Origin of the sequence: Streptomyces sp. NPDC051569 (assembly GCF_044454085.1) — a bacterium.
In the GTDB taxonomy this organism is placed as follows: domain Bacteria; phylum Actinomycetota; class Actinomycetes; order Streptomycetales; family Streptomycetaceae; genus Streptomyces.
In genome coordinates this window covers 160,481-171,386 of the sequence record NZ_JBITDJ010000015.1, presented here as the reverse complement: position 1 = coordinate 171,386, position 10,906 = coordinate 160,481, and the positions used below count along the sequence as shown (strand labels likewise).

Below are 10,906 nucleotides of genomic sequence, written 5' to 3'. Positions count from 1 at the left end.
CGAGGTCCTCGCGAAGGTCAGGCTCGTCGCGACCAACGTGAAGAAACTTGTCAATAACAACTCGAACTGACATGAACAGGATCACGAGACACTAGATCTTGCGGTGAGCCCTCGTCGGACGTTGACGAGGGCTTTTTGCTTGCCGGGTTTCGGGTTGTTCTGAAGATGGGCGGGCCACCGGCCAGGTATCGAGGAAGCACGATGGACGAGGCAGAAAAACGCCGAAGGAAGGCGCTGCGTGACGCGTACAGGAGGAAAGGAGTAGAGGCACGGTGGGAAGGGACAGGGAGATCGAGATTCCCTGGACTTACTGCTTGATCACCTGGATGAAGAACTTTCGACACAAGCGTGCGACCATTCTCTGCGCTTCACTGAACGGTGGGCTGCCGCCTCAGACGTTCCTTGGCCTCATCTGCAGAAAGGACTTGCCGACCAGGGCGGGCACTGTGATTGCGAGGTCCTCGCGAACGTTGATCCGGACGAGACGCTTTGAGCCGACTCGGTGAGGGGCTGACGATGTGCGTGTCAAGCCGCTCTCTGCTCGGCGTCGGCCGGGGTCGCCGACCCCTGAAGCCAGCGAAAGAAACACGTCGGGCGTGCACGGAAGGCTTGGTTCACGTCCGACGCCGTGCGCGCGGGTGCGCCAGCGTCCGGTCCAGGTGGTCGCGGTGCCACCAGCGCCGGCTCCACGGCGAGCTCGGCACCTCCCACCCACCGAGTTCGAATTCCTCCACGCAGCACCCGAGATCCCACAACCAGCCCTCGAAACCAGCTGACCGACCCGTCCACGAAACCCGGGGCTCGACAGACCTCATGTGGCGGGTCTGTGGCACTGGATGAGGACGCAGGCAATCGCTCACCCTTGCCCCTCCGCCGTCACCGCCCGATCCTCCCTGGTCGCCGCACGCTGTTCGCACGCTGCTGTTCGGTCCCACCAGGCCGGGACGAGGGCTGTCAGCATCAGGAGCGCGGTCAGGACGAATGCCCAGGGGTAGCCGGTCAAGCCGGCCACCGTGCCGAAGCCGACCGCGCCGATGCCCATACCCGCGTCGTAGGCGACATTCCACAGGGCGCTCACCGTCCCGTACCCGGAGGCCGGGACCCGGGAGTACATCAGCGTGATGGTCGCGCTCTGGGTGATGCCGAAGCCCGCCCCGAACACGGCCGCACCCACGACAACCGCGAGGGGGACGCCCGTGAGGGCAACGACGAGGATACCGGCGGCTGAGACGACCAGCCCCGGCACGACCAGCCCGGCGGCTCCGCGCCGGTCGGCGCGCCGACCGGCGAACCAGCGGGACGCGGTCGCGGCGGCCGGTTGCACGAAGAGAGCCGCGGCGACCACTCCGGCAGAGCCCGGCGCCACGGCCAGTGGCAGAAAAGTGACGACGATCCCCGCACCCAGCGCCGTCGCCGCGAACACGGCCGTGGGACGGCCGAGCGCGCCGGAACGGGCCCCGTCGAAGATCCCCAGGGGTGGCCCCGACGCCGCTTCCCGGCCGGGCAGACCTGGGACGGCGGCGATGGAGACCAGCGCGATCAGTGCCGCCACCCAGCAGACGAGCCCGTACCCCGTGTGCGATGCCAGCCAGGCCCCGAGCGGCAGGCCCACCAACGACGGCACACCGGCCATGACGCCGATCAGGGCCAGTCCCTCCCCGCGGCGTTCGGGCGGGATCAGTGACGCCGTCAGCGCCCCACCCGCCACCAGGGTGAACGCGAAGCCGAGCCCCCGGACAAGGCACACCGCCACGATGCACGTCATACTCCGCGACACGGTCAGGGCCAGTGCCGGAGCACCCAGCAACAACAACCCCGCCCCCAGCATCACGCGATAGCCACAGCGTGCGGCCAGCCATGGGGCTATCAGCTCCCCGGCCACCGTGGCCAGCATCAGCGCACCGGTGACCAGGCCCGCCTTGTCGCTGCCCCCGCCCGGCGCACTCTGCGCGTACGCCGGGACGACCGCCAGCAGCAAGTAGAAGCTCGCCGAGGAACCGACGACCGTCACAAAGCGCAACAGCAGCGGGCGGGTCACCAGACGCGGCCGCGCCTCCGCAACTCGGTTTTCAGGACCGACGGATGAGGCCATGGGGTGAAACCTAGGGGACGGAGCCGCCCAAAGGCTCCCCCTTTCCCTGCCTGTTCAGCCGAGCACGTTCGTGGCTGGAATCCGTCAATGGTGACCGATGGGAAGAGCCACGGACCGTGCGATTCCCTTACCACGGCGTGTCATTGGGCGAGTCTGCGGTAGCAGATGGGCCTTGACCCAAGGCCCGGCCTTGGAGGCGCCCGGACTCCGTGAAATGCCCGTGGCGATCGCGGGCTTCTTGCCTTCCCCCGGAGTCAGGACGACGTCCGGCCGATTCACGACACGTCGTGCCCCGCCTCGCCGAACGGTGGCCGCCCGGCGACGCCGACGGCGCGGTCCTGCCAGGCAGCTTTCGCCCCGGAGTCTCCGATGCGGTAGACCTGCACGATCGAACCGGCGGCCACGACGACGGCCAGGACCACTGCCGCGACGCGCAGGCGCATACCGACAGCCGCCTGGCCACCCGCGGACGCCGTACCGGCGGACAGCACTGCGGCGCGACGGTAGAACCACCAGACGGCCACCGCCAGAACGAGCAGGCAGATCACCCAGGGCAGCAGCTCGTCCCCCAGCCCGGTGTGCCGGTCCACCAAGGCGTTGCCCGGCACCTGCTTCTCCAGCCATTCACCGGCGCTTGTCGTGAGGGGCACGCTCACCAGTGTCACGAGCGCCAGCACCGGCAACGCCAGCCCGAACCTCCTCATGACCGACGGCCATACGGCGCAGGCGACCAGGGCGAGCGAGGTGAGTGGTACGAGCACCACCACCGCGTGGACGAAGAGCACGTGAGCCGGGACACCGTTGATCGTTGTCATCACTCGTCAACTCCTTCGGGAGAGGGCGCGGCGCGATCGGAGTTCCCCCCTGCCCATCAGCGGCTCTGGACGGAATACTGCGGTGGCCATCCTGTCGGACGAATGCCGTGCGAGACCGGTTTTCCCTGCCCGAGGCGACCGTGTCGGACAGGGGCACCGGGCCGCTCGGCGCCGGTGCGGGCCCGTTCCGAGGCGGCGGCCCCGCCGGTTCCGTCCCGGACCGGGCTTGCTCCGGTGCGGCTCATCCGCCGGACGGTCCCTGCGGCGGTCCGGTCGGCAACCGGACCCGGAAGACCGTGCGGCCGGGGCGGCTCGTCACGTCGATGGTGCCGTGGTGAGCGCCGATCACCGCCGAGACGATCGCCAGCCCGAGGCCGGTACTCCCCGCGGCGCGTGACCGTCCCGGGTCCGCGCGGGTGAACCGTTCGAAGACTTCGGTCCGCATGTCCTCAGGAATTCCCGGGCCGGTGTCCGCCACGGTCAGTTCGGCGATCCGCTCCGCTCCTCCGGCGACGCGCACCGTGACCGTGGTGCCCGCTGGTGTGTGCGTGCGGGCATTCGTCAGCAGATTCGCGATCACCTGGTGCAGCCGGTGCTCGTCCCCGAGGACGGTGACCGGCTCCTCGGGAAGGTCCAGCAGCCAGTGGTGAGCCGGCGCCGCCGCCCGTGCGTCGCTCACGGCGTCGAGGGTCAGCCTGGTGAGATCGACGCTGTCGCGCGCCAGCGGGCGACCCGCGTCGAGACGTGCCAGCAGCAGCAGATCCTCGACGAGACCACCCATTCGCCCGCTCTCGGACTGGATGCGCAGCAGGGCGTGACGGACCTCTTCGGGCAGGGGGCCCGCGTGTCTGAGCGCGAGCTCCGCGTGGGCCCGCACGGTGGACACCGGGGTACGGAGTTCATGGCTCGCGTCCGCGGCGAAGTGCCGGAGCCGTTCCTCGCTGGCGTGCCGCCGGGCCAGCGCGTCGCCGACATGGCCGATCATATGGTTGAGAGCGGCGCCGACCCGGCCGACCTCGGTACGGGGGTCACTGTCCGGTACCGGGCCGGGCATGGCGACCTCGCCGCTGGCCAGGGGCATCCGCGTCACCTCGGTCGCGGTGGCGGCGACCCGGCTCAGGGGCCGCAAGGACAGCCGCACCCACAGTGCCCCCGCCACTCCCGTGACAGCGAGCGTCGTGCCGAACACCACCGCTTCCACCGCCTCCAGCCGGTGCACGGTCTCCTCCACCGGGCGCATGGGCAGTCCCGTCAGCAGTACGTCCCCGTCGTCCCCGTCGACCGCCACGACCCGGTAGGAACCGAGGGCGGAGAGCCGCACGTCCCGGCCCTTCGCATCGGCCGGTACGGCCGCCAGCGCGCGCCGGTCCGCCGTGGTGAGCGGCACAGGGGCGACCGAGTCGTCGCGTACGACGGCCGCCTCGGTGGGGGCGCCGTGGAGCAGCCGGGCGCCAAGGGTGTGGTCCGACTGGCCTCTCGTGTCCGGGCCGTTGTCCGCGTCCGGGTGCTCTTCGTGCTCCAGACTCGCGGCGAACCTGCCTCCGGTCGCGATGAGTTGCTGGTCGAGTTTCTGGACGAGGAAACCCTGCAGTGCCACCACGGAGGCGACGCCGACCGTCAGGCAGGCGAGCGTGAGCAGCAGCAGGAGACCGGCGGTGAGACGGGCCCTCAGCGTGCGCGGGGAGGGAATCCACCTCACGTGACGTCCGGTTTGAGTACGTAGCCGACCCCGCGCACCGTATGGATCAGCGGCGTACGTCCGGCGTCGACCTTCTTGCGCAGATAGCTGATGTACAGCTCGACGATGTGGGCCTGACCGCCGAAGTCGTAGGACCAGACACGATCCAGAATCTGTTCCTTGGTCAGGACCCGGCGCGGATTTCGCATCAGGAAGCGCAGTAGTTCGAACTCGGTGCGGGAGAGTTCGACCGGACTGCCCGCCCGGCTGACCTCCCGCGCGTCCTCGTCCATCACCAGGTCTCCCACCACGAGCCCGCTGCCGCCGGGCTCCCGGGCCATTCCGGCTCTCCGCAGCAGGCCACGCAGCCGGGCGATCACTTCCTCCAGGCTGAAGGGTTTGGTGACGTAGTCGTCGCCGCCCGCCGTGATGCCCGCGATCCGGTCCTCCACCGCGTCACGCGCGGTCAGGAAGAGGACGCACACCTCTGGCAGGACGGTCCGCAGCTCCCGCAGCACGACCAGACCGTCCATGTCCGGAAGCATCCAGTCGAGCACCACCGCGTCGGGGCGGAACGCCCGCGCCGCGGCGATCGCCGAAGCACCGTCGCCGGCACCACGCACCTCCCACCCTTCGTAGCGGAGGGCTCCGGTCAAGACCTCGGTCAGATCGGGCTCGTCGTCCACCACCAGGACACGCACCCGTGCGCCGTCGGGCCGGATCAGAACGCGAGACGGGGTGACGTTGTCCATGGTGGGTACAGCATCCCCCGTCGCGCGCGGTGGCGCCGCCGGCGTGACCTCTGAGTTTCCTCTGAATCCCCCTCTGAATCCCCCTCCGGGTGTCCCTTCAGAAGGAACGCAGAGGCTGACCTGTGAGGCTGGTGATCCGCTTCCGAGAAGGGGATACCTCCGTGACGACCCGCATGGACGAGCGCCGCGCGACCGCCTCGGGCTCCCTGGCCCGCCGGCGCGCGCTGCGCGCCACCCCGTACGCGGCCCAGGCCATGATCTGGTCGGGCGCGGCGGCGGTCCTGGGACTGTGGTGGAGCGACACCGGCTCGGTGGTCGGCGCGGCCGGGTGGCTGACCGGCGCGGGGCGCATCACCGGGCTACTCGCCGGTTACGCCTGTGCGGTCCTGCTCGCTCTCATGGCTCGGGTCCCCCTCCTGGACCAGGGCGTCGGGACCGACCGGCTGGCCCGCTGGCACGCGAAGGGCGGCCGCTACACCATCTCACTGGTCCTGGCGCACACCCTGCTGATCATCTGGGGCTACTCGCTGACGGCGCACGCGACCCTCGTCGGACAGACCGGGACGCTCGTCCTGCATTACCCGGAGATGCTCGCGGCCACAGCGGCCTTCTTCCTCTTCCTCGGGACGGCGGTCGTCTCCGCCCGTGCGGCACGCCGCAGACTCAGCTACGAGACCTGGCACTATCTGCACTTCGCCACCTATCTGGCGGTTTTCCTCGCCTTCGGACACCAGCTCGCGAACGGGGCGGACTTCGCCACGAACCCCGCCGCGCGATACGCCTGGTACGCCCTGTACCTCGGAGTGGCCGCCCTCCTCGTCTGGTTCCGTTTCCTGGTACCCGTCCGCCGGTCGCTGCGCCACCGGCTGCGGGTGGCGGAGGTGCGGCCCGAGGCGGCCGGCGTGGTCTCCGTCTTCCTGACGGGCGACCGGCTGGAAGAGCTGGCCGTGGCACCTGGCCAGTTCTTCCGCTGGCGTTTCCTCGCGCCCGGGCTGTGGTGGACCGCCAACCCGTACTCCCTGTCCGCTCCCGCCCACCCCCGCTCGCTGCGCATCACCGTCAAGGGGGTCGGTGTCCACAGTGAGGCTCTCGCCCGGCTCGCGCCCGGGACGAAGGTCTGGGCCGAGGGGCCGTACGGCGGCTTCACCGCGGCACGCGGCACCGGTCGCAAGACCCTGCTGATCGGCGGCGGGGTCGGGATCACCCCCCTGCGTACTCTCTTCGAAACACTGCCGGGCGAAGTCACCCTCATGTACCGGGTCAGGCGCCGGCGGGACCTGGTGCTCCGCGACGAGCTCGACAGCATCGCCGCGGCGCGCGGCACGAGCGTCCTGTACTCGGTCGACGAGCCGGGAGACGACTCCGTTCCGCTCACGGCCCGTGCCCTGCTGAGGGCCGTCCCCGATGTGAACGACCGCGACGTCTACCTGTGCGGCCCGCCCGGTATGACGGAGGCGGCGGGGCGGGCTCTGCGCGCGGCGGGCGTGCCCGGCCGCCGCATCCACCACGAATCGTTCGCGTTCTGACCCGTTCCGACCCGTTCCGACCCCGCGGCCCAACCGAGGAGACCGAGCCGTACATGCGCCGAACAGCCCTGATCACTCTGTCCATCGTCGCGGTGGTCGTCCTGCTCCTTTCCTTGAAGCCGCACCGCGGCTCCATGGCTCCTTTCGCACTGCCCCCGCACCCGGCCCCCTCGCAGCAGCGGCCACGGAGCGCGCTGGAGGGCACGTTCACCGGCGACGTGATCCACACGCGGTACGGGCCGGTGCAGTTGGCCGTATCGGTGCACCAGGGAAGGATCACCGCGGTCAAGGCCCTCCGGCTGCCCTCGGTGAACGGCCGCGACCGGGAGATAGCCGCCTTCGCCGTGCCGCGGCTCACCCATGAGGCGCTCAAGGCCCAGAGCGCGCACATCGACGCGGTCTCCGGCGCCAGTTACACCAGCCAGGGATACGCGCAGTCCCTGCAGAGCGCATTGGACCGAGCGGGTGCGTGATCCGGGGAAAGGCCTGCGGCATACGGAGCACGTCATGGGGACGGTGTTCTCCTTCGACATCCGCGATGCCGTCACCCGGGACATCCGGACCGCCCTCACCGAAGCGGTCGGGTGGCTGCACCATGTCGACGCGCTGTTCTCCACCTACCGGCCGGACAGCGCGATCAGCCGGCTCTCCCGCTCCGAGACCACCCTCGGTCAGTGCCCGGCCGTGGTGGCGGAAGTCCTCGAACTCTGCGCCGAGGCGGCGCGGGTCACCGACGGCTTCTTCACGACCACTCCCGAAGGCCGCCTCGATCCCTCCGGCCTCGTCAAAGGATGGGCCGTCGAAGGGGCCTCGGATCTCCTCCACGAGGCCGGCGCAGACAACACGTGTGTCAACGGAGGCGGGGACCTGCAGATGCGCGGTGAGGCGTCCCCGGGGATTCCCTGGCGGGTCGGCGTCGCCCATCCCGTTCTCCGGGACCAGTTGGTCACCGTGGTCACGGGTCGCGACCGGGCTGTCGCGACCTCGGGAACAGCCGAACGAGGCGATCACATCATCGACCCCCGCACCGGCTCGCCCGCCTCCGGAACGCTGTCCGTGACCGTCACCGGCCGCCACCTCACGCAGGCCGACGTCTTCGCCACCGCGGCCTTCGCGATGGGGCCCGGCGCGCGCTCCTGGATCGCGGCGCAGGACGGCTACGAAGCGCTGATGGTCACCACCGGTGGGGAGACCTGGCGAAGCGAGGGATTCCCGCCAGGCTGGTAGAGGCGGCGTTGTCCTGAGCCGCCGGCCATGACAGGCGGCGTTGTCCTGAGCCACCCGCCACGACGGGCGGCGTTGTCCTGAGCCACCCGCCATGACGCGCACGGTGGCGTCGGACAGCCGTGCGCGGGTTGTCTGCTTCGAGAAAACGTCAGCGCGCGTGACCTGAGCGGTGTGCCGCCGTCGCAGGCGGGGCCTCGGCTGTCACGCCGCCGCGAAGACAGGTCCGCCCCGGCCGGGCGCGTGCCGGCCGGGGCGGGACCTGGTGCTGTCAGCTATCGCGTCAGCAGGTCAGCTGAGGGTCGCGATGGCCTGGTTGAAGGTCGTCGACGGGCGCATGGCCGCCGCGGCCTTGGCGGGGTCGGGCTGGTAGTAGCCGCCGATCTCGACCGGTGAGCCTTGGACCGCCACCAGCTCGTCGAGGATCGTCTGCTCCTGCTCGGCCAGCGTCTTGGCGAGCGCGGCGAACGCCTCGGCGAGCTGGGCGTCGTCGGTCTGCCGCGCCAGCTCCTGCGCCCAGTAGAGCGCCAGGTAGAAGTGGCTGCCGCGGTTGTCGATGCCGCCCAGCCGGCGGCTCGGCGACTTGTCCTCGTTGAGGAACGTGCCGGTCGCGCGGTCGAGGGTGTCGGCGAGCACCTGGGCGCGCGCGTTGTCCGTCGTCTGCGCGAGGTGCTCGAAGCTGACGGCGAGGGCGAGGAACTCACCCAGGCTGTCCCAGCGGAGGTAGTTCTCCTTGACGAGCTGCTGGACGTGCTTGGGCGCGGAGCCGCCGGCGCCGGTCTCGAAGAGTCCGCCACCGTTCATGAGCGGGACGACCGAGAGCATCTTCGCGCTCGTGCCGAGCTCAAGGATCGGGAAGAGGTCGGTCAGGTAGTCACGCAGCACGTTGCCGGTGACCGAGATGGTGTCCTCGCCGCGACGGATGCGCTCCAGGGAGAACGCGATCGCGTCGGCCGGTGCCATGATCTCGATCCGCAGACCGTCGGTGTCGTGCTCCGCGAGGTAGGTCCTGACCTTCGCGATGAGGCTCGCGTCGTGCGCGCGCCCCTCGTCGAGCCAGAAGACCGCCGGGTCGCCGGTCGCGCGGGCGCGGGTGACGGCGAGCTTGACCCAGTCCTGGATGGGCAGGTCCTTGGTCTGGCACATGCGCCAGATGTCGCCGGCGCTCACGGCGTGTTCGAGGACGACGTCGCCGCCGGCGTCGACGACCCGCACGGTGCCCGTGGCGGGGATCTCGAAGGTCTTGTCGTGGCTGCCGTACTCCTCGGCCTTCTGCGCCATCAGGCCGACGTTGGGCACCGAGCCCATCGTGGCGGGGTCGTAGGCGCCGTTCGCGCGGCAGTCGTCGATGACGACCTGGTAGATCCCGGCGTAGCTGCTGTCGGGGATGACGGCGAGGGTGTCGGCCTCCTGGCCGTCCGGGCCCCACATGTGACCGGAGGTGCGGATCATGGCCGGCATGGAGGCGTCGACGATGACATCGCTCGGTACGTGCAGGTTGGTGATGCCCCGGTCGGAGTCGACCATCGCCAGCGCGGGACCGTCGGCGATCTCGGACTCGAAGGACGCCTTGATCTCCGCGCCCTCGGGCAGCGACTCCAGGCCCTTGAGGATGCCGCCGAGTCCGTCGTTCGGGCTCAGACCGGCCGCGGCGAGCGTCTCACCGTACGCGGCGAACGTCTTCGGGAAGAAGGCCCGCACCACGTGGCCGAAGATGATCGGGTCGGAGACCTTCATCATCGTGGCCTTCAGGTGCACGGAGAACAGGACGCCCTCGGCCTTGGCCCGGGCGATCTGGTCCTTCAGGAACTCACGCAGCGCCGCCACACGCAGCACCGACGCGTCCACGACCTCCCCGGCCAGCACGGGCACCGACTCGCGCAGGACGGTGGTGCCGCCGTCGTCCCCCGCCAGCTCGATGCGCAGCGATCCGGCGTCGGCGATGACCGCGGACTTCTCGCTGGAGCGGAAGTCGTCGGCGTCCATGTGCGCGACGTTCGTCTTCGAGTCGGCGACCCAGGCGCCCATCCGGTGCGGGTGGGCCTTGGCGTAGTTCTTCACCGACGCCGGTGCGCGGCGGTCGGAGTTGCCCTCGCGCAGGACCGGGTTGACGGCGCTGCCCTTGACCTTGTCGTAACGCGCGCGGATGTCGCGGTCCTCGTCGGACTTCGGGTCGTCCGGGTAGTCCGGCAGCGCGTAGCCCTGCTGCTGCAGCTCGGCGACGGCCGCTTTCAGCTGCGGGATGGAAGCCGAGATGTTCGGCAGCTTGATGATGTTCGCGCCGGGGGTCCTGGCCAGCTCACCGAGCTCGGCGAGCGCGTCGTCGATCCGCTGGCCCTCCTCCAGGTACTCGGGGAAGCCGGCGATGATCCGCCCCGCCAGGGAGATGTCACGGCTCTCCACAGTGACCCCCGCCGTCGAGGCATAGGCCTCGACCACCGGCAGGAACGAATACGTCGCCAAGGCCGGGGCCTCGTCGGTGTGGGTATAGATGATGGTCGAGTCAGTCACCGGGTGCTCCGCTCCACGTCTGCAACATTGCTCGACATCAAGATATCCCGTGACCGACCCCTTCTCGACAGGGCCCTGCCCGCCCCGAGCGGTGGCGCGGACGCGTCATCCGCCGTGGGCCCGGCGCGCGGACGGGGCATTTGTCCTGGAAGATGGTCGTCAAGGTCACACCACGCCGGAGCGGCCGACCGCGTATCCCCGCATGGCGCCTGTTCACGCGGCGAGGGCCCTGCGCCGGGTCCTGACTCCGGGCGCGCACCCAGGGCCACGGAACGGTCACGTACGGGTCGCGGACCACACCCCTCGGC

General features: G+C 70.2%; 9 protein-coding genes. 4 read left to right on the top strand and 5 right to left on the bottom strand.

What is annotated here, in order from left to right; genetic code table 11:
* Positions 1-301: 301 nt before the first annotated feature.
* Positions 302-493: a DUF2695 domain-containing protein gene (locus tag ACIBAE_RS21470; RefSeq protein WP_399287851.1), complete on the top strand. Its 192-nt coding sequence runs from the start codon at positions 302-304 to the stop codon at positions 491-493.
* 363 nt (positions 494-856) lie between these two features.
* Here ACIBAE_RS21470 and ACIBAE_RS21465 read toward each other — a convergent pair whose 3' ends face one another.
* From ACIBAE_RS21465 to ACIBAE_RS21450, 4 genes are all read right to left on the bottom strand, one after another.
* Positions 857-2,092: an MFS transporter gene (locus ACIBAE_RS21465; protein ID WP_399287834.1), complete on the bottom strand. Its 1,236-nt coding sequence runs from the start codon at positions 2,090-2,092 to the stop codon at positions 857-859.
* Between the two features lie 275 nt (positions 2,093-2,367).
* Positions 2,368-2,907: a DUF2231 domain-containing protein gene (locus ACIBAE_RS21460; protein WP_399287831.1), complete on the bottom strand. Its 540-nt coding sequence runs from the start codon at positions 2,905-2,907 to the stop codon at positions 2,368-2,370.
* A 241-nt stretch (positions 2,908-3,148) separates the two neighbouring features.
* Positions 3,149-4,606 (bottom strand): sensor histidine kinase, encoded by a 1,458-nt coding sequence (locus tag ACIBAE_RS21455; protein ID WP_399287829.1) that lies wholly within the window; start codon positions 4,604-4,606, stop codon positions 3,149-3,151.
* Positions 4,603-5,337 (bottom strand): response regulator transcription factor, encoded by a 735-nt coding sequence (locus ACIBAE_RS21450; protein ID WP_399287826.1) that lies wholly within the window; start codon positions 5,335-5,337, stop codon positions 4,603-4,605. The genes ACIBAE_RS21455 and ACIBAE_RS21450 overlap by 4 nt, the downstream gene beginning before the upstream one ends.
* 161 nt (positions 5,338-5,498) lie before the next feature.
* Between ACIBAE_RS21450 and ACIBAE_RS21445 the strand changes: the two genes are divergently transcribed.
* Genes ACIBAE_RS21445 through ACIBAE_RS21435 form a run of 3 tightly spaced genes read left to right on the top strand, consistent with a single transcriptional unit; the run spans position 5,499 to position 8,090 of the window.
* Positions 5,499-6,863 (top strand): ferric reductase-like transmembrane domain-containing protein, encoded by a 1,365-nt coding sequence (locus ACIBAE_RS21445; RefSeq protein ID WP_399287823.1) that lies wholly within the window; start codon positions 5,499-5,501, stop codon positions 6,861-6,863.
* Between the two features lie 53 nt (positions 6,864-6,916).
* Positions 6,917-7,336, top strand: coding sequence for an FMN-binding protein (locus ACIBAE_RS21440; protein ID WP_399287820.1), 420 nt, complete (start codon positions 6,917-6,919; stop codon positions 7,334-7,336).
* Between the two features lie 34 nt (positions 7,337-7,370).
* Positions 7,371-8,090, top strand: a complete 720-nt coding sequence (locus ACIBAE_RS21435; protein WP_399287817.1) for an FAD:protein FMN transferase — start codon at positions 7,371-7,373, stop codon at positions 8,088-8,090.
* A 288-nt stretch (positions 8,091-8,378) separates the two neighbouring features.
* Here the strand turns inward: ACIBAE_RS21435 and ACIBAE_RS21430 are convergent, their stop codons facing one another.
* Positions 8,379-10,598 carry an NADP-dependent isocitrate dehydrogenase gene (locus ACIBAE_RS21430; protein WP_399287815.1) on the bottom strand — a complete coding sequence of 740 codons (2,220 nt, stop codon included), beginning with the start codon at positions 10,596-10,598 and terminating at the stop codon, positions 8,379-8,381.
* Positions 10,599-10,906: the final 308 nt, after the last annotated feature.